The following is a 21,858-nucleotide window of genomic DNA, read 5'->3' as shown; positions in this document are numbered from 1 at the left end:
TCTCAAAAAGGAAAGCCGATCCGGCGCCGGGCCGCCCCAAGCCGGATCAGCCCCCTCGGGGGGCAGCGGACCTCGCGCAGCGGGGGAGCGTGGGGGCCACAGCTCCGCCGCCGGGCCGCCCCAAGCCGGATCAGCCCCCACGGGGGGCAGCGGACCTCGCGCAGCGGGGGAGCGTGGGGGCCTTTTATATGGCTCTCGCCGTCATCTGCTGTGCAATGTAGTCCGCCTGCCGGATCGCCAGCGTAACAATGGTCAGCGTGGGGTTTTCCGCGCCGCCGGTGGTGAACTGGCTGCCGTCGCTGATGAACAGGTTGGGAATGTCGTGCGTCTGGCCCCAGGCGTTGCACACGCCGTCCTGCGGGCGCGCACTCATGCGGCAGGTCCCCATGTTGTGCGTGCTCGGGTAGGGCGGCGTGCGGAAGGTTTTGATGGCACCGGCCGCCTGGTAGATGCGCTCGCCCTGGGTGAACGCGTGGTTGCGCATGGCGATGTCGTTGTCGTGGTCGTCGAAGTGCACGTTGGGCACGTAGTTGCCCCACTGGTCTTTCACCTTCTCGTTGAGCGTCATGCGGTTGGTCTCGCGCGGCATGTCCTCGCCCACCAGCCACATGCCGGCGAGCTGGGTGTAGCGCTCCATCCACCAGGCAAAGTCGGCCCCCCAGCCACCGGGGTTCAGGAAGGCCGCCATGAAGGGCACGCCCAGCGCCAGGGTTTCCAGCTCGTACCCACCCGCAAAGCCGCGCCTGGTGTCGTGGCGCGCTTCGTCGCGCACGATGCCGGCCATGGTGGTGCCGCGGTACATGTGCACCGGCTCCTTGAAGGCGGCGTAGACCGAGCCGGTCATGTGGCGCATGTAGTTGCGGCCCACCTGGCCCGAACTGTTGGCCAGACCGTCCTTGAACATGTTCGACGCCGACAGCAGCAACAGGCGCGGCGTCTCGATGGCGTTGCCCGCCACGCAGACAATGCGGGCTTTCTGGCGCTGCTCCTTCTTGTCCTTGTCGAAGTACACGACACCGGTGACCTTCCCCGCGGGGTTGTGCTCGATGCGGGTCACGTGTGCTTCGGTGCGCAGCTCGAAGTTGCCGGTGGCGTCGGCCTTGGGCAGCTCGGTGTAGAGCGTGCTCCACTTGGCGCCGCTCTTGCAGCCCTGGAAGCAGAAACCCAGCTGCAGGCAGCGGCCCCGACCGTCCCGCGGCTGGCTGTTGATGGCCATGTTGCCGGTGTGCACGTCCTTGTAGCCGAGCTTGGAGGCGCCGTTGTACATCACCTTGAAGTTGTTGTTGCCCGGCAGACCGGGAATGCCGTTGGTGCGCGTCACGCCCATCTTGTCTTCGGCCTTGGCGTAGTAGGGCTCGAGGTCTTTGAGCGTGATGGGCCAGTCGAGCAGGTTGGCGCCTTTGATCTCGCCATAGACCGTTTTCGTGCGGAACTCGTGCTCCTGGAAACGCAGCGAAGCACCTGCCCAGTGGGTGGTGGTGCCGCCGACGGTCTTGCAGATCCAGGCCGGCAGACCGGCAAAGTCTTTCGCCACCCGCCAGCTGCCCGAGGTGGTGCGCGTGTCGAGCCAGGCCAGCTGGCTGAACGATTTCCACTCGTCGTTGATGAAGCTGGCATTGCTCTGCGCGGCACCCGCTTCCAGCACCACGACCTTGATGCCCTTCTGGCACAACTCGTTGGCCAGCGTGCCGCCGCCCGCGCCCGAACCGATGATGACGACGACCGAGTCGTCGCTGTGTGCAAACGTTGTCATGTGTGTCTCCTGGAGCGTCCCGGTGCGCGCACTGGCCCGGTCGCCACTTGTTGAACTCGTGGGGTAAGCCGGGGGAATCAGAGATCGGCGGCGGGACTGGCCTGCGCGGTGGGCGCGGGCAACCACTTCAGGTCCTGGAAGCCGCGCGTGATGTAGCCGCCCTTCTCCCAGGCCGAGCCGGGGTAACCGAAGGTGGCGTAGGCCATGTCGTTGTCGTAGAGGGAGGTCACGCACTGGCCGCGCACGGTGCCGAAGAACGGCTGGCCTTCCATGGCCTTGACCACCTGCAGCTTCTTGGCCTTGCCGGCTTTGATGAAGTCGCCGTTGGCGGCCTGGTTCAAGGCGGCGATGCCGTCCTTGAGCATCTTCGCCGCGCCGGCGTCGCCCGCGGCCTTGGCGTCGAGGTCCTTGGCCAGCAGGGCGTACACCGCGTCGGGCAGTTTGTCGTGCGGGTAGAGCACACGGCCCATGGCCATGAGGGTCTCGCCCTCGGCCTTGCTGAGCACCTTGAGTTCGACCGCCCACACCGGCGAGGGTGCGAGGCTGGCGAGCAAGCTGCCGGTGACCAGCGTGCCCATGAGCACACCCGATCCCTTGAGGAACTCGCGCCGCGCCAGCGGCAGGTTCATCCTGGGCACTTCGCCCACGTCTTCGTTGCAAGCGCTGGCCGTGGCGACGGCGGGGGCGTTCCCCTGGATGGCAATGACGCGCATGTTGTCTCCTGCTTTTGTGGGTCTCGCACCCGCAGGGCTTGCGGGTGTGAAAAGCAGTATTGCGCGCCCGGTCGGCGGGCGGGTGGTAGCTCGCTACCTACAGGGAAAACCCGGGCTGTTCAAGCCGCGCTCAGGCCTGTTTCAAATGACGGTGCACATACCGCTGCAACACCCCGTCCATGCGGGACTGCCAGCCGTCACCCGTCGACTTGAAATACGCCACGACCTCAGGGCTGTAACGAACAGATACCAACAACTTCTTGTTGTCCGATTTCGGTCGCCCGCGCAAAGCCTTCATGGGCACCATGGCCTTGAGTTGGGCAGGGGTGAGTGGCTGGGCGTCCTTGTCGGCGCGCGCCGCCGCCGTGATGGCCTTGTCTTCTGCCACGCTGGGCATGTGGACCGCAGGCCGTTTGACAGCGCCCCCTTCAGGGCGGGATGTTTTGGGACTGATCGCTTTGGACATAGTGCTTCACCTCACGTCGGTTGGCCCTGCGCAGACTGATGACCCTGCGCACAGATCCTCGGTCCACAAACGCCACGAAATACAGAATGCCGGTCTCCGGGGCCAGGGCAATCATGCGGCACTCTCCGTAGTCGAACCGGTCGTCGACCCAGACCAAGGCGTCATCCCAGGCCAACAAGGACGCCAGCGCCAGAGAAAGGCCGTGCTTCTTGAAGTTGGATGTGTCTTTCGCTGGATCGAACTCGAACTGCATTTTAATGTAGCTACATTAAATCAACTGGTCAACGTGGGCTTTGCGCCCACAGGCCACTCAACCCAGCAGCAGCGTCGCGGCGATGGTGGCCACGCCCAGGATCAGGTTGACGCCGACCCAGGTGCGGATGGAGGCCAGGGCGGCGCCGCCCGCGGGCCAGTCGCTGGCGCTCACGGCGCGGCTCAGGCGCTTGAACAGCGCGAAGCGGATGTGGCCAAAGACCACGATCATCAGGATGCCCAGCGTGGCCATCACGGTCCAGCCCAGCGGCATGTTGAACGGCAGGCCGGCCTGCACCGTTTCCTTGGCCACGCGGCCGATCATCCACAGGCCCGAGAACAGCACCAGCAAGACCACCACCTGCACGGTGGTGAAGAAACGTTGGAGCACGTCGTGCATCAGGCGGATGCGCAGTGGGGGTTCCAGCGTCTGCACGGCCGGGCGCAGGAAAGCGTGGGCGAAATACATGCCGCCGATCCACAGGACGATGGACAGGACGTGAACGAGCTTGAGACTGGCGTAGATCATGGATGCACTTTCGTTGGAGAGGAGAAATCAGACATCGGACAGCACACCGCCCACGCGGCGTTGCAGGCGGTATGGCGGCAAACCTTGCAGCATGCGCCGGCCGTAGCTCTGGCGCAGCAGGCGCGCGTCGTAGCAGACCACCACGGCTTCGTCGGTCTCGCTGCGCAGCGCGCGGCCGGTCCACTGCAGCAGGCGCGCACCGGTGGCGGGCACCACGAGTTCGCTGAAGGGGTCGCGGCCCTGGCTCTTGAGCCAGTCGGCGCGCGCCTGGCCCACCGGGTCGCTCGGTGAAGCAAACGGCAGCTTGGTGATGAACACCCATTCGCACAGCTCGCCGGGCAAGTCCAGCCCCTCGCCGAACGACTGCAGGCCGAACAGGATGGAGGCCTCGCCGTCGGCGACGCGCTCGGCGTGGCGGCGCAGCAGCACGGTGCGCGAGGCTTCGCCCTGCACCAGCACCCGGTCGCGCAGCGCGCCGTGTTCGCCGCGCTCCAGCAGGCCTTGCGCCTGGCGCATCTGCGCACGCGAGGTGAACAGCACCAGGGCGCCACGTTTCACCTCGCGCAGGTCTTCCATGAGCGAGGCCAGCATTTCGCGCGTGTAGCCCTCCACGTCCTTCGGATCGGCCACGGTCTGCACCACCACCAGGCGGCCCTGGCGCTTGTGGTCGAACGGGCTCTGCACCTCGCGCGTGGCCACCGCATCGTCCCAGGCCAGGCCCGACTCGTGCAGGAAATGGTCGAAGTTGCCGCAGGTCACGAGCGAGGCCGAAGTGACCACCGCCGCGCGCACCTTGTTCCACAAGTGGTTGCGCAGCAGGCTGCCGGGCTGCAGCGGGCAGGCGTGCGCGGTGAGCGTGACGAGGCCGTGGTGGATGCCGGCCTCCAGCCACTTGGCCAGCGGCGCCTGGCCGTCGGTGGGGGCCTGCATCCACAGCGTGGCGGTTTCCTGCGCGCTCTGCAGGCGCGGCGCGAGCACGCCCAGTCGGCTGTACAGCTTGGCGCAGCGCGCGGCATCGCCCGGGTTCTCGCGTGCGTTGGCCTTGAGCTGTGTGGCGAGCGCTTCAAACACCTTGAGCAGCGCGCTGGCGTTGGCGTGCATCTGCGCCACCACCTCGGTCCATTCGGGCGGCAGTGCGCCGCCGTCGAAGCGGTCGACGATGGGTGGGGCATTGTCGTTGAAGCCGCTGCGTGTGGGCGCACGGCCAGCGGTGCGGCCAGTGAGATCAAGCCAGGCCGGCAGCGCGCCGATGCGCTGCATGGCCAGGCGCGCCAGCTCACCCTGCGCGCTTTTGAGATCCTTGGCGAGTTGCGCCACGTCCGACGTGGGCCGGGCGTCCAGCGCACCGGCCACCTCGTCCACCGCGCGCGGCAGCTTGTCGAGCCAGTTGCTGCGCATGAGGTCCATGGAGGCGGTGAACTGGCCCTGCGCCACCGAACCCAGGTGGTGCGCTTCGTCGAACACCACGTAGCAGTCTTGCGGTGCGGGCAGCGCGTGCAGGCCCAGCGTGGAGAGCAGCAGGTCGTGGTTGACCACGATCACCTGGGCTTGCGCCAGCCTGGCTCGCGCCTGGTAATAGCTGCAGCTGTTGTAACTGGGGCAGTGGCGCGCGGTGCAGGTGTGGCGCTCGGCGGCCACGGGGCTCCACAGGCTGCCCTCGGGCGGTTCGTCGAGCCGGTCGCGGTCGCCGTCCCAGCTGCCGCCGTCCAGCGCGTTGGCCCAGGCGGTGTATTGCACGCCGCGCTCCTGCCAGCGCGCGGCGGCAGACGCCGAGGCCACGGCGCGCGCGGCCACACCGGAGGCGCTGGTGTCGGCAGGGGCGTCGTCGCTCTCGAACAGGTCGGCGCTGGCCGCGTCGCCGCCGCTGAGCTGGTCGAGCTTGAGGCGGCACACGTAGCGCCCGCGCCCCTTGGCCAGCGCAAAGCTGAAGGGCTGCGGCAGCGTGGCGGCCAGGGCCGGCAGGTCTTTGGCGATCAGCTGCTCCTGCAGCGCCACGGTGGCGGTGGAGATGATCACGCGCTTTTGCTGCGCCAGGGCCAGCGGGATCACGGTGGAGGCGTAAGCCGCCGACTTGCCCACGCCGGTGCCGGCCTGCACCACCGCGATGCCGCGTGCGGGCAGGGCCGCGTCCGACGCCACCGAGTCGTCGCCCGGCGTCACACCCGAGAGCGTGTGCGCGATGTGCGCGGCCATCTCGCGCTGGCCCGGCCGGGCGCGGTAGCCGCTGGCGTGGGCCACCACGTGGTCAAACGCCGCCAGGGCCAGCGCTTCGCGCGCCAGCGGGCCGCTGGACAGCGCGGCGCCGAGGGCAGCTTCGTCGGCGGTCGACTCGAGGGTGGTGGACATGCGGTGGCGAACAGGCAAAGCGCGATTGTCCCAGACACCACCAGAGGCCTTCGAGAACATGGTGCAATGCACAAGACCGACCTTCGGAAGCCACCATGACACCCCGATCCCGCACGAAACGCAAACCCGCTCCCCGCACCGCCAACGGCAAGCTCCCGATCGACCTCGCCCTGCAGGGCGGCGGCTCGCACGGCGCCCTCACCTGGGGCGTGCTCGACCGCCTGCTCGAAGAAGAGTGGCTGGAGATCGCGGCCGTCAGCGGCACCAGTGCGGGCGCCATGAACGCGGTGGCGCTGGCCGCCGGGCTCATGGACGGGGGTCGCGCGGGCGCGCAGCGAGTGCTGCGCCAGTTCTGGACGCGGGTGGCCGAAATCTCGCCCTTCCACACCCTGCAGAGCAGCCCGCTGGGCGCCGCGTTTGCGCCGGCCCAGGCGCTCATGGCGCCGTGGCTGGCGCCGTTCAAACAGTTCAACGCGGCCCTGGGCAGCCAGCTCTCGCCCTACCAGCTCAACCCGCTCAACCTCAACCCGCTGCGCGATGTGTTGCTGGAGACGGTGGATTTCAAACGCGTGTGCGCCTGCCACAAGACGCAGCTCTTCATTGCCGCCACGCAGGTGCGCACCGGCCAGCTGCGCGTGTTTGGCCAACACGAACTCACCGCCGACATGGTCATGGCCTCGGCCTGCCTGCCGCTCTTGTTTCAGGCGGTGGAGATCGATGGCGAAGCCTACTGGGACGGCGGCTACGCGGGCAACCCTTCGCTGCTGCCGCTGATCACCGACAGTCCGGCCGACGACCTGCTGCTGGTGCAGATCAACCCGCTGCAGCGCGAAGCGGTGCCCAAGCGCGCCAGCGACATCCTGGACCGCATCAACGAGGTGACCTTCAACGCCAGCCTGCTCAAGGAAATGCGCAGCATTGCGCTGCTCAAGCAGCTGATCGACGGTGAGGGCCGATCGGGCCAGCGCCACCGCCAGCTCCTGTTCAAGCGGGTGCAGGACCTGCGTGTGCACCTGATCGACGGTGGCGAATCGCTCAGCCCGCTGGGCGCGGCGAGCAAGACCGAAACGCAGTGGGCTTTTCTGTCCAAGCTCCACGAGCTGGGCCGCGCCTCGGCCAGCCGCTGGCTGGCCGACCACGGACATCACCTGGGCGAACGCAGCAGCTTCGATCTGGCGGGGGTGCTGGAGGGCTGAGCCTGACGCTGCGCGTACCAGGTGCGCGCGGTGTGTTCGATGTGCTCCAGAAAGACCGCGGCCAGCGGTGACAGCCGCTTGCCGCGCGGGTAAAGCGTCCACCAGTTGGACTGCACCGGAAAGCCCGCCACTGGCAGCTCGACCAGGCGCGCGTCGGCCAGCGGCGCCGCCAGGGCGTGGCGCGACACCACGGCCAGGCCCATGCCGGCGGCCACGGCCTCCTTGATGGCCTCGTTGCTCCCCAGCTCCAGCCGCACCCGGGGCGCAAAACCCTGGGCGGCGAAGTGCGCGTCGCAGGCCAGGCGCGTGCCCGAGCCCCGCTCGCGCACGATGAAACGCTCGTCCGCCAGATCGGCGAGTGCGATCCGGCGCCGCTGCGCCCAGCGGTGCGATGCCGACGCGATCACCACCAGCGGGTTGGGCAGAAAGGCGTGTTTCTCCAGCTCGATGTCGGGCGGCGGGATCGACATGATGTAGAGGTCGTCGCGGTTGTGGCGCAGCCGCTCCACCACCGCGTCGCGGTTGAGCAGCTCCAGCGCGATGTCGACCTCCGGATGCGCGTCGCAAAAGCTGCCCAGCAGGCTGGGCACAAAGTATTTGGCCGTGCTCACCACCGCCAGCCGCAGGCGACCGCGCGTGAGCCCCTTCATGGCGTCGATGCGCTGTTCGAACGCGGCCCATTCATCCTCCATCCGGCGTGCGGTGTCCACCAGCGCCTCGCCGGCCTCGGTGAGGAAGAGCCGCTTGCCGATCTGCTCGTACAGCGGCAGGCCCACCGCGTCGGCCAGTTCCTTGAGCTGCATCGACACCGTGGGCTGCGTCACATGGCAGGCCCGCGCCGCGGCCGTGATGCTCTTGTGTTCGGCCAGGGCAAGAAACAGCCGGAGCTGGCGGAAGGTGAAGTTCATAGGGTTTGCTCGATGCAATCCATCAGGAGAATTGATTTTTCATTATCGAACAACCCACCTAGCATCGCGGCCATGCCCAATTTGCTCGATCCCGCCATCCTGTTCTTCGTCTTCGGCGTGCTCGCCGGCACCGTCAGATCCAACCTGGAAATCCCGCCCCAGATCTCGCGCTTTCTGTCGCTCTACCTGCTGATGGCGCTGGGCCTCAAGGGCGGCTTTTCCCTGGCGAAATCGGGGCTCACGCCCGAGGTGGCCACCACCCTCGGCCTGGCCGTGCTGCTGGCCATCGTCATCCCGGCCATCAGCTACCAGCTGCTCAAGCGGCGCCTGAGCGGGTTCGACGCCGCCGCGATCGCCGCCACCTACGGGTCGGTCAGCGCGGTCACCTTCATCACCGCGGTGCAATTCCTGGAGAACCAGGGCACCGCGTTCGGCGGCCACATGGCCGCGGCCATGGCCCTGATGGAGTCGCCCGCGATCATCATGGCGGTGCTGTTCGCCAACAGCCTGCGCCAGCAAGCCGCGGTCGGTGCAGCCGCCGGCGGCACGCTCGTCCTGGGCGCGGGCACGGGTTCACCGATCCGGCTGGGCAAGATCCTGCACGAGTCGTTCACCGACGGTGCCCAGTTGCTGCTGCTCGGCGCCATGGTCATCGGCATGCTCACGGGCGAAGCGGGGCAAGCAGTGATGGCACCGTTCTCCACCGACCTGTTCAAGGGCATGCTGGCCTTCTTCCTGCTCGACATGGGCCTGCTGGCCGCACGCAACATGGGCGAACTCAAGGGGAAACCGGTCTGGCTGCTGGCCTACGCGGTGCTGGCGCCGCTGGTGCACGCCGCGCTGGCCCTGGCACTGGCCGCCGCCGCGGGCGTGAACGCCGGCAACGCGGCGCTGCTGATGGTGCTGGCCGCGAGCGCCTCCTACATCGCCGTGCCGGCGGTGCTGCGCCATGCCATCCCCGAAGCGCAGCCCGCGCTGTACTTCGGCATGTCGCTGGGCATCACCTTCCCGTTCAACATCGTGGTGGGCATTCCGCTGTACGTGGGTGTGGCGCAGCGCGTCCTGGGCTGAGCCGGTGCGTTTCGGTACACTCGCCGGCCCACACGATCACAGCTTCAGCCATGCCCTATTCCGTCTCCCACCACAAGCTCACCCAGATCCTCTCGGCCCACGGCCTCAAATCGGGCGACGCGGGCGGCATCGACAAACTCTTCGGCGGCAACGACGGCTACTACTGGTTCGGCACCGTGCGCGACCTCTGCCCACCCGGCAAGACCCTGGTGTGGGATTCGCAGTACGACATGGTCAACGCCATCCAGGCGCACGAGAACGCCACCGCCGCGGAAGACGAGATGAAGCCGCAGGTGCCCAGCGCGGCCAACATCGCCGCCCTCTCCAAAGCGCTGCACGACCCGCTCTGAGCGAGCGCGCCCTGGCTCAGGGCGCCGGTACGTGGAAACAGAACATCGCGCCCTGCCCCACAGCCCCCTGACCCCGCACGCCGCCACCATGGCGCTCCAGCACACGGTGGACCGTGGCCAGCCCGACGCCCGAACCCTCGAACTCGTGGTGGGCATGCAATCGCTTGAAGGGCTCGAAGAGCTGGTCAGCGTAAGCCATGTCGAAGCCGGCGCCGTTGTCGCGCACGCAAAACTCCTGTGCACCATCGGGACGGATGCCGTGGGTGAAGGCGATCTCCGCGTGCCGCGTCTGGCCGGTGTACTTCCAGGCGTTGCCCAGCAGGTTCTGCAGCACCACCCGCATCAGCCCGCGATCGGCCCACACCTGCATGCCCTCGTCAATGCGCCACTGCACTTCACGCGCCGGATCGGTGGCTGCGAGCTCCGCGCTGATCGAGTGCGCCATGCGCGTGAGGTCCACCGTCTCCAGACGCAGCTCGGTGCGGTTCAGGTGGGCCAGTGCGAGCAGATCGGAAATGAGGCGACCCATCCGCCGCGATGAGCTGCGGATGCGGTTGACGTAGGTGCGGGCCTCGGCGGTCAGGGTGGCACCGAACTCTTCTCCCAAGAGGCTGGCGAAGCCTTCGATGCTGCGCAAGGGCGTGCGCAGATCGTGCGAGACGCTGTAGGCAAACGCTTCCAGCTCGCGGTTGAGCACCGACATCTCGCGCGTGCGCTCGACCACCCGCAGCTCCAGCTCTTCGTTCAGGCGCTTGAGTGCTTCTTCGGCGTTGTGCATTTCGGTGATGTCCTGCACCGTGCCCACGCTGCGCAGCGCCACATCGCCGTCGAATTCGGTGAAGCCCGAGACCCGCACGTATTTCACACGTCCATCGTCCATGAGCAGGCGGTGCACCAGATCGTAGTTTTCGCGCGCGTTGAACGAGCGCTGGTAGGCACTGGTCACCAGCGCTCGGTCGTCGGGGTGCACACGGGTGATGAAGGCCTTGTAGGTGGGCGCGTCGGCGGGGTCCACCTCGAAGATGCGGAAGATTTCATCGGTCCAGCTCAGCTCGTTGGACGGCAGTTCGCGCTTCCAGCTGCCCACGCGCGCCAGGCGCTGGGCCTCTTTGAGGCGGGCCTCGCTGTCCTGCAACACCGCCTCGGATTGCTTTCGCAGGGTGATGTCCTGCATGGTGAACTGCATCAGCGGGCGCCCACCGAGCTCAAACGCCATGAGGTGGCCTTCACCGTCCCAGCACGTGCCATCGGGCCGCTTGTGGCGCCACTCGAACACCACCGCACCGGAGCGCCTGGTTTGCTCGACAAACGCAAAGCCTCTCTTCACCGACGATTCGCCGTCTTCCTGCGTCTTGGCCGAGAGGTCCATGGGCGTCGCCTCCAGCAAGGCCTCCCGCGTCGGGTAGCCGTAGATGCGCAGGGCGGCTGCGTTGCAGTCGACAAACCGGTAGGTCTCGGCGTCCATCACCAGCATCGCCAGCGGCGAGCTCTCGAACTGCCGCAGGCGCAACACCTCGCTGGCCTCCAGCGCCGAGGCCTTGCGGCCCAGGTGCATCAGCAGCGCCATGATCAGCCCCCCGCTCACCAGCAGCAGCGCGATGAGCGCCGCCGTCACCCGGCGGCTGCTCTGCAAGGCGGGCACCAAGGGCGCCAGCACCGCCTGATCGGCGATGCCGATGGCCACCACCAGACCCGAGGCATTCAGGCGGTACCAGCCGTAGGTGCGGGCAACACCGTCGACCAGCCCTTCGGTGCGAAAGCTGCCACTGCGCGAGTTGGTCTGGGTCAGGAACTCCCGCTCCACCGGCACACGGGTGCCCATGGCCGCCTCGTGGTCCAGGCTGCGGGCGAGAAAGGTTCCATCCGGCAAGATCAGGGACACCACGTCTTGCTCGGAGAGTTGCAGGGCGCCGAGCCTGCGCGCAATGAAAGCCGCGGAAACCATCATCTGCACCGAGCCCACAAAGCGCCCTTCCAGCAGAATCGCGCGGCTGACCACCACCTCCCAGCCATCGACCATGGGCGACTTCACCGGTTGGCCGATCACGAGGCGATCGTCGGTCGCCGCCTGGCGCTGGTCCTGGAAATGCGCCTGATCGCCGATGAACGCGCTGGCCTTGCCTTCCTGGGTGTCGTGAATCACATGGCCGTCGGCATTGGCCACCGAGATGTGGGTGACGAAACCGCGTGGCAGGGCCTGGATGGCCCCCAGCGCAACCTCGTTGAACCCCCCCGGGTCGCGCAACCACACGCGGCGAAGATCGCGCAACTGCAGATCCAGCGCCGTGATCAGGCCACTGACCTGTCCGCCCATGGCATCCGCCAGAAGGACGCTGCGCTTTTCCGCCTGCAGCAGCACCTGCTGCTCCAGCAGGGCCTGGGATCGCGCGGACTGCCACCACAGGAACGCCGCCGCCAGCACCGTGAACAGCGCCACCAGCAGCGGGATGAAGCGCGCACGGTTGCTCACGCGGCGGGCTCGCACGCTGAGCGGGTCGACACGGCGTGTTGAACGCGGAGAGTCATGGGCAGCCAGGGAGGTTCATCGGCGGTTGCCAATGTTTCAAAAATATACCCCGTGGGGCTCCCACTTGCGCAGCGGATTCACCCTATTTCAGCAGCCCTTTCAGCAGCTCGCTCAGCCCGTCCCAGACAATCTGCACGCCCAGGCACAGCAGGATGAAGGCCGAGAGGCGCAAAAAGATCACGCTGCCGGCCTCGCCCAGCGGCTTGAGGAGCTGCTGGGCGTAGCGAAACGCCAGGTACAGCAGCAGGCCGATGGTGAGCAGGGCCAGCACCCCGCCACCCATGCGCGCCAACGACAGCGCCAGGCGCGTGTCGTTCAGCGCCACCCCCACGGTGATGGCCGCCGCGATCGAGCCCGGCCCGCAGCTGATGGGAAAGGTCAGCGGGTAGAAGGCCTGGCGGCGCGCCTGCTCGGGCGTGAACGACTCGGCCAGCACGGTGCGGCGGTCGTCGCTGGCGTGGGCGGCGTTGAGCAGCCGCCATGCGGCCGCGGCCACGATCAGCCCACCGCCCACCCGCACGATGGGCAACGAGATGCCGAAGAACTCCAGCACGTAGGAGCCCACCAGCATCGAGCCCACCATGAGCGCGAACATGTTGCGCGCGATGCGCCGCGCCAGCAGCGCGCGCGTGCTGGGCGAGGCGCCCTCGGTGAGGCCGAGGAAGATCGGCGCGGTGGCCGCCGGGTTCAAGATGGGCAGGATGGCGGCGAACACGAACAGGTAGCTCTTGCCCACCGCCAGCAGCAACTCGGCGGTCATGCCGCGGGCGGCTGCGGCTGTTCGAGCAGGCTCTTCATGCGCCGGCGCAAGGCCTTGTCGCGTTGCTGCTCGTCGTCCCAGTCGGCGCGCACGCCGCGCCACAGCGCCACGGCCATGAGCACGATCACCAGCGTGAACGGCAGGGCGAAGACGATGGTGGCGGTCTGCACCGCCTTCACACCACCGGCCAGCAGCAGGCTGATGGCGATGCCCGAGACCAGCAGGCCCCAGACGATCTTCACGCGCGCGCTCGGGTTGGCCTGGCCGCCGGTGCTCATCATGCCCAGCACCAGCGTGGCCGAATCGCCCGAGGTGACGAAGAACACCAGCACCAGGATGGTGGCCACGCCGCTGAGCAGGCCGCTCATGGGCAGGGCTTCAAACATGGCAAACATGGCGGTGGACACATCGGCACCCACGGCCTCGGCCATCGGCAGGCCCTGCATGATTTCCTGGTTGAGCGCGGTCCCGCCGAACACCGAGAACCACACAAAGGCGGCCAGCGTGGGCGCCAGCACCGTGCCCAGGATGAATTCGCGGATGGTGCGACCGCGCGACACGCGCGCGATGAACAGGCCCACGAACGGCGACCAGCTCACCCACCAGGCCCAGTAGAAAACCGTCCAGCCGCTGACCCAGCCGCTGTCGCGGAACGGCGTCATGCGCAGGCTCATGCGAACGAACTCGCTCACGTAACTGCCCAGCGTGCTGGTGAAGGTGTCGATGATGGCCACCGTCGGCCCCATCACGAAGATGGCCAGCGTGAGCAGCGCGGCGAGCACCAGGTTGATGTTGGAGAGCCACTTGATGCCCTGGGTGACGCCCGTGACGGCCGAGGCCAGGAACAGCACCGTGGTCACCACGATGATGCCCACCTGCGAGGACTCGCTCACCGGCAAACCCATCAGCGCATTCAGGCCGCTGTTGATCTGCAGCGCACCCATGCCCAGCGAAGCGGCCACACCGAACGCGGTGGCGATCACGGCCAGCACGTTGACCACCGGCCCGAGCTTCTTGAGCGGTGCCCACGGCAGCGATTCCACCGCCGTGCTCACCAGGGCGGAGCCGCCCCGGCGGAACTGGAAGAACGCGATGGCCAGCGCCACCATGCTGTAGACCGCCCAGGGGTGCAGGCCCCAATGGAAGAAGCTGTAGCGCATGGCGGCGTTGGCCGCCTCGGGCGTGTTGGGCGCGATGCCGGGCGGTGGCGCGCCGTAATGCGAGATCGGCTCGGCCACCCCCCAGAACACCAGGCCGATGCCCATGCCGGCGGCGAACAACATGGCGAACCACGACCCGACCGAGAACTCCGGCTCATCGTCTTCCGCGCCGAGCTTCAGATCGCCATAGCGGCTGAAGGCCAGCACCATCGCCAGCACCACCAGGCCCAGCACCACCCACAGGTAGAGCCAGCCGAAGTCGCGCGTGATGACGGCCAGCAGCGTGTCGAACACCCCGCCCAGCGATGCGGGGGCGATCACGCCCCACAGGACGATGGCCAGGATGAGCCCGGCCGAGACGATGAGTTGCATGGGAAATGTCCTCCAGTGATGGTGTTCGCGCCGGTGTACGCCGCGACGTGGAAAGGGTCTGTCTGGCCGCACACGCAAGGTGTGGCCACTGCACAAGCAGGAGACGGGGAAGCGTGCGACGGCGGCGGTGGCCCGATGTGTCAGGGACTCCCGTCAGCACCCCGAGAGGGCGCTGGAACATGGACCGGCGGGGGTCGTGTCGCTGCGGGGCTGTCAGCAAGGGCCGGCACCGCCAGCGCCATGAAGGAGCGCCGGCCGTGCCGTCGGTGAGGGCCCACATTGTCCCCCGGTTGGTGCAAACCCTTGGGTCCAATGTGGGCGGCACGCGTGGGCCCAAAGCAGACACCTCGCACCCGCGGCACGACGACCCAGGGTCCTGCCGTAGCATCCCCGCATGTCCCGTGCGAACAAAGTCCTGCCCTTTCTCAACTGGCCGCGCCCCGACGCCGCCCTGCTGCGCGGCGAGGCGCTGGCCGGCCTCACGGTCGGGTTGATGGTGGTGCCGCAGGGCGTGGCCTACGCCGCGCTGGCGGGCATGCCGCTGATCACCGGCATCTACGCCTCGCTGCTGCCCGCGCTGATCGCGGTGCTCTTCAGTTCGTCGGTGCGCCTGTCGGTCGGTCCCACCGCGCTCACCTGCCTGCTCATCAGCGCCTCGCTCAGCGGCCTGGCCGAGCCCGGCAGCGCGCAGTGGATCGCACTCGCCGTGTGGCTCGCGTTGCTCAGCGGGCTGCTGCAGATCGCGCTGGGCTTTGCACGTTTCGGCTGGCTGCTCAACCTGGTGAACTCGCCGGTGCTCATGGCCTTCACCCAGGCCGCAGCGGTGCTCATCATCGCCTCGCAGCTGCCCGCCCTGCTCGGGCTGGGGGCCTGGGACAGCCTCGCCTGGCCGGCGCAGGTGCACCTGCCCTCGCTCGCCTTCGGCCTGGGCAGCCTGGGCGCGCTCGTGCTCGCGCGCCGTTGGCGCCCGGGCTTTCCCACCGTGCTCGCGGTGGTGGTGGCCAGCGCCGCCATCAGCCACTTCACCGGCTTTGAGGCCGGTGGTGGCGACGTGGTGGGTGCCTTGCCGCAAGGCCTGCCCACGCCCTACCTGCCCGGCTGGCCGGGCTGGAGCGTGCTGGGCCAGCTGGTGCTGCCCACGCTCGTGATCACGCTGGTGAGTTTTCTGGAAACCGCGTCCAGCGCCAAGGTGGAGAGCGGCCAGCGTGGTCAGCGCTGGGACCAGGACCAGGACCTGATCGGCCAGGGCCTGGCCAAGCTGGCCTCGGCCTTCAGCGGCGCCTTTCCCACCAGTTCGTCGTTCTCGCGCTCGGCGCTCAACCTCTACGCCGGCGCCCGCACCGGCTGGGCCACGGTGTTCTCGGTGGTGGTGGTGCTGGTGGCGCTGCTGGTGCTCACGCCGCTGCTGCGCCATGTGCCGATGGCGGTGCTCGCGTCCATCGTGCTGGTGGCCATCCTGGGCTTGATCAAGCCGCGCGCCTTCGTGCACCTGTGGTCGGTCTCGCGGGTGGAGGCGTGCATTGCCGGCATGACTTTTGCGGTCACGCTGCTCGCCGCACCCCGCCTGTACTGGGGCGTGCTGGCGGGCGTGTTGATGGCACTCTCCCATTTTCTGTACCTGCGGCTGCACCCCCGCATCATCGAGGTGGGCCTGCACCCCGACGGGAGCCTGCGCGACCGCCACCTCTGGCTGCTGCCGCCGCTGGCGCCCCACCTGTATGCGCTGCGCATGGACGCCGCGCTCGATTTCGCCACCGCCAACGGCTTCGAGCGCGCGATCGCCGAGCACATCGCAGCGCACCCCGGCACCCGCCATGTGATGTGGATCGCGCACCCGATCAACTGGATCGATGCCACCGGCGCCGAGGCCTTCGGCCGCCTGCGCGAGCACCTCGAAGAACGGCACATCGACCTGCACCTGGTGGGCATCAAGCTGCCGGTGGAGGCGGTGTTGCAGCGCGCCGGGCACCTGAACGCCGGTCCGCGCCTGCACCTCTACCGCACCGAAGCCGAGGCGTTGCGCGCCGCCGGTGCGCTGGCGCCAGCGACCGCCTGAGCCACCCGTGCGCGCCGCGGGATCAAGAAACGTGGGGTTTATGCCGATAACGTGACAAGTCCTGTGGTAACCCTGCACCAGGAACGTGACAGCGTCGGGCGGCTGCGATCCAATAGCCCGTGTTGCTGTTGGCATGCACACGGAGGTGTCAGCCGGGCTTAAGCCCCGGCGGTGAACATCGACCGGTCGGCCAACCGGGCAGCGAAGTCAGGGTTGAACAAAAAAAGAGAATGCTGTCTGGAGCCCCGATGAGCTGCCGCGTGTTGACGATCGATGACAACGAAAACGACCTGCTGTTCACCCGCATCGCCCTGGAGCGCAGTGGAGTCGCTTACGAGATCCGTGCCTTCGAGCGGGCACAGGATGCCCTCACCATGCTGTGCACCGACGAGGCACACGGCACCGACCTGATCCTGCTCGACATCAACATGCCGGTCATGGACGGCTTCGCGTTCCTGCAGGCGTTCGAGGCGCTGCCGGCCGCCCAGCGCGGAGACGCGGTGGTGGTGATGCTCTCTTCTTCCTCCGACCCAGCCGATCACCGCCGCGCCGCGCTGCACGCCAGCGTGCGGGGCTTCGTGAGAAAACCCCTGGACAAGGACACCGCCGCCGGGCTCGTGCGCCTGATCGGCCCGCGATGAACCAGGCCCCGTCACACCGCCGGCGGGCCCTGGCGCTGTGGTGTGTCGGCCTGCTGTTCAGCGCACTGGCCGGCTGGCTGGTGCAGCAGAACAACCAGCACCTGCTGCAGGAGCGCACGGAGGCCGCCGCCAACGAACTGGCCGCGCAAATCCAGCAGCGCTTTGCCCTGTACGAACATGCCCTCAGGGGGGCTCGCGGCGCGGTGGCCGTGGCAGGCGGGACGGCGGTCACACGCCAGCAGTTCAAGGCCTATGCGGACAGCCGCGACACCGCCCTCGAATTCCCGGGCGCGCGGGGCTTTGGTTTCATCCGCCGCGTGGAGCGGGCCGACGAAGCCGCTTTCCTGGCGCGCGCACGCGCGGAGGGCCCGGCCGATTTCAGCATCCGCGAACTGCAGACGCATGCGCAAGACCGTTTCGTCATCCAGTACATCTACCCGCAGGAAGCCAACCTGGGCGCGGTCGGCCTGGACATTGCCTCCGAAGCCAACCGCCGGGAAGCCGCACGCGCGGCGGCGCGCGACGCCCAGGCCCGGCTGACCGCGCCCATCACGCTGGTGCAGACCAGCGGGCGGGCCGGGCGGGGCTTTTTGCTGCTGCTGCCGGTGTACCGCGACAACCAGCCCTCGCCAGCGCCGTCGCTTCGCGAGGCCGCCACCCTGGGATGGACCTATGCCCCCCTCGTGGCGGACGAGGTGCTGGCCGACCTGGGCAGCAACCTGCGCGAGGTGGCCCTGTCCCTGACCGACAGCAGTGATCAACGGGCATTTTTTGAATCGCAGCCGGCGCCGCAGGCCCGCGCCAGCACCACCCGCCCCTTGAACGTGCAAGGCCGCGAGTGGGTCATGCAGGTCCGCGCGTTGCCGGCGCTCGAAGAGACGACCCGTGGCTTCCCCCCCAGCCTGGCCGTGCTGGCGGGTGTGGCCCTCAGCAGCCTGCTGGCAGCGGGCCTGTCCCTGTGGCTGGAGCGCCGGGCACTCGCGAGCCAGCCAGCACCGGCGCCGCCGACGCGCTGGCGGCTGGACCGGCAGGCCGTCACGCCCACCGCCTTCCTGCGCAGCCCCCTGGCGCTGCGGGCCGGGCTGGGGTTCGGTCTGGTGGGACTGCTGCTGGTGGGCTTCAACTACCGCCAGCAACTCGAGTTGCAACACCAGCAGGCCGAACAGTCGCTGCAGCTGGCGGTGGACACCCTGGCCCGAACCGCCGAAAACAAATACGCCGAGCGACGGCGCAGCCTGCTGTTTCTCGCCAACACGCCACCGATCAAGGGCCTGGTGCGGGCGATCGAACAAGGGGGTGTGGACCGACAGGGAGGGTCCACCGAAACCCAGTGGCGCCAGCGGATGGTGCAGATTTTTTCGGCCTACCTCACCGCCACGCCCGAGCCCTACCAGGTGCGGTTCATTGGTGTGGCCGACGGCGGCCGCGAACTCGTGCGCCTGGAACGCCAGGGCAACCAGGTGGTGCTCACACCGCAGCACCAATTGCAACAGAAGGGCGACACCGAGTACTTCCTCGAAGCCCTCCGCGTGGGCGAGGGCAATGTGTACGTCTCCGACGTCAACCTCAACCGCGAGCACGGCCAGGTCGAGCTGCCCCACCGTCCCACGATCCGCTACGCCACACCGGTGCACGACAGCACCGGCCAGGTGTTCGGCGTGATCGTGATCAACGTCGACCTGACGGGACGCCTGGGCGTCTTGACGGCCAGCAGCGGACCCCGACCGCAGATCTTCGTGACCAATGCGCAGGGGGACTTTCTGGCCCACCCCGATCCCTCGCGCACCTACGGTTTTGACCTCGGGCAGCGCCACCGCTGGAGCGACGAGTTCCTGCCCGCACAACCCCCGGTGGACTTCAGTGTGGGCCGTGCCGACTGGTGGCGGGGATCGGCCGGCGTGGCCATGGCGGCCGAGTCGATCGTGCGGGGCAACCCGGACTCGACCAGCGGCCTGCTGCGCTACACCGCCCTGCGACAAGACAGCGACCTGAGCGCCGCCGCCCTGGCCAGCGCCCGGGCGGGCGTGCCACCCTTGCTGGCCGCGGGCGGCCTGGGCGCGCTGATGCTCTACCTGTACTGGGTGGGTGTGCAGCGCAACCTGCAGGCGCGCGGCGACCGCTTGCGGATCGCCGCCATCGTCGACCAGTCGCCCGACGCCATCGTGGGCCTGGACACCGAAGGCCGCGTGACCTCGTGGAACCGGGGCGCCACACAGCTCTTTGGCCACACCGCCGACGAGGCGCTCGGTCAGGACCTCGACACCCTGACCATGCCGCCCGGGCAGAAGGAGCCGGCCATGGGTTCCCTGCCGAGTGCGCAGGACGCCGCCCCGCTGGAATTGTGGCGACAGACCCGCGATGGCCAGGCCGTGCTGGTGGCCCTGACGCTCTCGCGCCTGGACAACGAATTCGGCGAATCGGTGGGCGCGTCGGTCATTGCGCGCGACATCACCGCCGAACGCGCCGCCCAACGCAAGGTGGTCGAACTCAAGGATGGGTTGGAGCACGAAGTCCAGGAGCGCACCGCCGCACTGGCCGATGAGCACGACCGGCTCGAGAACATCTTGCTGGGCACCGACGCCGGCACCTGGGAGTGGAACGTGCAGACCGGGGAGACCCGTTTCAACGAGCGCTGGGCCGGCATCATTGGACACACGCTGGACGAACTGGGTGCGACCACCATCGACACCTGGATGCGCTTCGCCCACCCCGACGATCTGGCCGAATCGGGGCAGCGCCTGCAAGCCCACTTCCGGGGCGAGAGCGATCTCTACGAATGCGAAGCCCGCATGCGGCACCGCGACGGTCACTGGGTCTGGGTGCTCGACCGGGGCAAGGTCCGGACCTGGACCGCCGATGGCCTGCCCGAGTGGATGTACGGCACGCACCAGGACATCTCGGCCAGCAAACAGGCGCAGGAAAACACCACCCGCAGCGAGGCCTTGCTGCGCGGCGCCATCGACACGGTGGACGAGGCCTTCGTGCTGTACGACCCGGACGAGCGGCTGGTGTTTTGCAACGAGAAATACCGCGAGGTCTACCCCCGCGTCGCGCACCTCATGGTGCCGGGGGCGACCTTCGAATCCATCGTGCGCGCCGGCGCCGAACTGGGGGACTATGTGGCCGCGATCGGCCGGGTGGACGAATGGGTCGCCGAGCGCATGGCTGCGCACCGCAGCGGCCACACCGAACTCGTGCAACAACTCGCCAACGGCCGGACCCTCCGCATCATCGAACGCCGCATGGCCGACGGCCACACGGTGGGTTTTCGCATCGACATCACCGATCTGGTCCAGGCCAAGGAGAAGGCACAGGAGGCCTCGCGCATCAAAGGCGAATTCCTGGCCAACATGAGCCACGAGATCCGCACCCCGCTCAACGCCATGATCGGCATGACCCACCTGCTGGGCGACACCCCGCTGACCCCGTACCAGGCACAACTGCTGTCGAAATCGCAGGTGGCCAGCCGCGCGCTGCTGGGGCTGGTCAACGATGTGCTCGACCTGGCCAAGATCGAGGCCGGCGGCCTCGATCTGGACCACCAGCCGTTCAGCCCGCAAGACGTGCTGGGCGAGATGGACGCCCTGTTCCGCCCCCAGGCCGAGGCCGCCGGCATCGCCTATGCCATCACCGTGTCACCCGACGTGCCGCGCGTGCTGATGGGCGACGCCCAGCGCGTGCGCCAGATCTTCACCAACCTGATCGGCAACGCGCTCAAATTCACCCAGGCGGGCCATGTGCAGGTCGGGCTGGACGCGGTGTCGGTGGACGGCACCCAGGTGCGCCTGCGCGGCTTGGTGCGCGACACCGGCAACGGCATCGACACCGACACGCAGGCCCGGCTGTTCACGCCGTTCACCCAGGCCGACACCTCGTCCACCCGCCGCTTCAGCGGCACCGGCCTGGGCCTGTCGATCGTGCGCCAGCTCACCCGGATGATGGGTGGCGAGGTGGGGCTGCACAGCGAACCGGGCCAGGGCAGCGAGTTCTGGTTCGAGCTGGTGTTGCAGCGCCCGTCCGACGACACGCTGCAGGCCCTGCGCGCCGCCGCGCGCGACGACGCGCCACCGCTGGCGCGGCCCGGGCAGGCGCTGCACCACCTCAACCTGCTGCTGGTGGACGACAGCGAGATCAACCTGGAGGTGGCCGCCGGCCTGCTCGGGCGCGAAGGCGCCCGGGTGTGCCTGGCGCGCACCGGGCGCGAAGCGCTGGAGGCCCTGCGCGCCGCACCCGATGCGTTCGACGCGGTGCTGATGGACCTGCAAATGCCCGACATGGACGGCCTGGAGGCCACACGGCGCGTGCGCGCCGAGCTGGGCCTGACGAACCTGCCCGTGATCGCGCTCACGGCGGGTGCGCTGGCCGAAGAGCGCCAGCACGCGATGGAGGCGGGGATGAACGGCTTCCTGACCAAGCCACTGGACCCCGAGCGGCTGGTGCGCATGGTGCGCGGGTGCGTCGACCAGGCGCGGGGCTCGGTCGCACCGGCGCCCGACATGCCCTCCACACCCGCCTCGCCCGCCTCGCCCCTGGCGCCCGCCAGCACCTGGCCAGCCATCCCCGGCGTGGACAGCGCCCAGGCGCAAGAACGCCTGGGGGGCGATCTGGCGCTCTGGCTGAAACTGATGGACCGCCTGCTCGGCGAGTTTGGCGACCTCGCCACGCCCGGCCTGGCCCTGCCCGAGACCGGCACGGCGCAACAGGCCCTGGCCAGGCGCTTGCACAAGCTGCGCGGCAGTGCCGGCACGCTGGGGGCCG

Annotated in this window: 16 protein-coding genes; 6 read left to right on the top strand and 10 right to left on the bottom strand. The window is 68.4% G+C overall.

The features are described from left to right. Window positions 1-184: 184 nt before the first annotated feature. The 6 genes from Q1W68_RS00285 to dinG form a co-directional block, all read right to left on the bottom strand. On the bottom strand, window positions 185-1,753 hold the full coding sequence (locus Q1W68_RS00285) for a GMC family oxidoreductase (protein WP_300715404.1): 1,569 nt from the start codon (window positions 1,751-1,753) through the stop codon (window positions 185-187). 77 nt (window positions 1,754-1,830) lie between these two features. Then, window positions 1,831-2,382 carry a twin-arginine translocation signal domain-containing protein gene (locus tag Q1W68_RS00280; RefSeq protein ID WP_300650026.1) on the bottom strand — a complete coding sequence of 184 codons (552 nt, stop codon included), beginning with the start codon at window positions 2,380-2,382 and terminating at the stop codon, window positions 1,831-1,833. A gap of 214 nt (window positions 2,383-2,596) precedes the next feature. After that, window positions 2,597-2,863, bottom strand: a complete 267-nt coding sequence (locus Q1W68_RS00275) for a BrnA antitoxin family protein (RefSeq protein ID WP_300650006.1) — start codon at window positions 2,861-2,863, stop codon at window positions 2,597-2,599. 31 nt (window positions 2,864-2,894) lie between these two features. Further along, window positions 2,895-3,185, bottom strand: coding sequence for a BrnT family toxin (locus Q1W68_RS00270; protein WP_300650008.1), 291 nt, complete (start codon window positions 3,183-3,185; stop codon window positions 2,895-2,897). Between the two features lie 57 nt (window positions 3,186-3,242). After that, complete coding sequence (locus tag Q1W68_RS00265; protein WP_300650010.1) at window positions 3,243-3,713, bottom strand: CopD family protein; 471 nt, start codon at window positions 3,711-3,713, stop codon at window positions 3,243-3,245. A 27-nt stretch (window positions 3,714-3,740) separates the two neighbouring features. Continuing rightward, window positions 3,741-6,059: an ATP-dependent DNA helicase DinG gene (dinG, locus tag Q1W68_RS00260; RefSeq protein ID WP_300715403.1), complete on the bottom strand. Its 2,319-nt coding sequence runs from the start codon at window positions 6,057-6,059 to the stop codon at window positions 3,741-3,743. Between the two features lie 95 nt (window positions 6,060-6,154). Between dinG and Q1W68_RS00255 the strand changes: the two genes are divergently transcribed. After that, window positions 6,155-7,255, top strand: a complete 1,101-nt coding sequence (locus tag Q1W68_RS00255) for a patatin-like phospholipase family protein (protein WP_300715402.1) — start codon at window positions 6,155-6,157, stop codon at window positions 7,253-7,255. On the opposite strand, the gene Q1W68_RS00250 is transcribed toward Q1W68_RS00255, so the two are convergent. Further along, window positions 7,204-8,163 carry a LysR family transcriptional regulator gene (locus Q1W68_RS00250; protein WP_300650016.1) on the bottom strand — a complete coding sequence of 320 codons (960 nt, stop codon included), beginning with the start codon at window positions 8,161-8,163 and terminating at the stop codon, window positions 7,204-7,206. The two genes, Q1W68_RS00255 and Q1W68_RS00250, sit on opposite strands and share 52 nt — an antisense overlap. Before the next feature lie 72 nt (window positions 8,164-8,235). Between Q1W68_RS00250 and Q1W68_RS00245 the strand changes: the two genes are divergently transcribed. Beyond that, the gene (locus Q1W68_RS00245; RefSeq protein WP_300650018.1) at window positions 8,236-9,234 is read left to right on the top strand and encodes a sodium-dependent bicarbonate transport family permease; all 999 of its coding nucleotides are present in this window, start codon (window positions 8,236-8,238) and stop codon (window positions 9,232-9,234) included. Between the two features lie 50 nt (window positions 9,235-9,284). After that, window positions 9,285-9,584: a hypothetical protein gene (locus tag Q1W68_RS00240; protein WP_300650020.1), complete on the top strand. Its 300-nt coding sequence runs from the start codon at window positions 9,285-9,287 to the stop codon at window positions 9,582-9,584. 16 nt (window positions 9,585-9,600) lie between these two features. Here Q1W68_RS00240 and Q1W68_RS00235 read toward each other — a convergent pair whose 3' ends face one another. From Q1W68_RS00235 to Q1W68_RS00225, 3 genes are all read right to left on the bottom strand, one after another. Then, window positions 9,601-12,069 (bottom strand): ATP-binding protein, encoded by a 2,469-nt coding sequence (locus Q1W68_RS00235; RefSeq protein ID WP_300658159.1) that lies wholly within the window; start codon window positions 12,067-12,069, stop codon window positions 9,601-9,603. Between the two features lie 124 nt (window positions 12,070-12,193). Continuing rightward, window positions 12,194-12,871 (bottom strand): MarC family protein, encoded by a 678-nt coding sequence (locus Q1W68_RS00230; protein WP_300658160.1) that lies wholly within the window; start codon window positions 12,869-12,871, stop codon window positions 12,194-12,196. Beyond that, on the bottom strand, window positions 12,868-14,403 hold the full coding sequence (locus tag Q1W68_RS00225) for a BCCT family transporter (RefSeq protein WP_300658161.1): 1,536 nt from the start codon (window positions 14,401-14,403) through the stop codon (window positions 12,868-12,870). The genes Q1W68_RS00230 and Q1W68_RS00225 overlap by 4 nt, the downstream gene beginning before the upstream one ends. Before the next feature lie 394 nt (window positions 14,404-14,797). On the opposite strand from Q1W68_RS00225, the gene Q1W68_RS00220 reads away from it, so the two are divergent. The 3 genes from Q1W68_RS00220 to Q1W68_RS00210 form a co-directional block, all read left to right on the top strand. Then, window positions 14,798-16,459 (top strand): SulP family inorganic anion transporter, encoded by a 1,662-nt coding sequence (locus Q1W68_RS00220; RefSeq protein ID WP_300658162.1) that lies wholly within the window; start codon window positions 14,798-14,800, stop codon window positions 16,457-16,459. Between the two features lie 260 nt (window positions 16,460-16,719). Further along, entirely contained in the window at window positions 16,720-17,100 is a 381-nt protein-coding gene (locus Q1W68_RS00215; RefSeq protein ID WP_300654128.1) for a response regulator, read from the top strand. Beyond that, window positions 17,097-21,858 (top strand): CHASE domain-containing protein (locus tag Q1W68_RS00210; protein ID WP_300715401.1); only part of this gene is annotated, 4,762 nt, incomplete at its 3' end. The genes Q1W68_RS00215 and Q1W68_RS00210, both read left to right, overlap by 4 nt.

The organism is Hydrogenophaga sp., from assembly GCF_030158645.1.
Taxonomy (GTDB): Bacteria; Pseudomonadota; Gammaproteobacteria; order Burkholderiales; family Burkholderiaceae_C; genus Hydrogenophaga.
The sequence above is the reverse complement of the archived record's forward strand: the minus strand, read 5'-3'. Positions and strand labels throughout refer to the sequence as shown.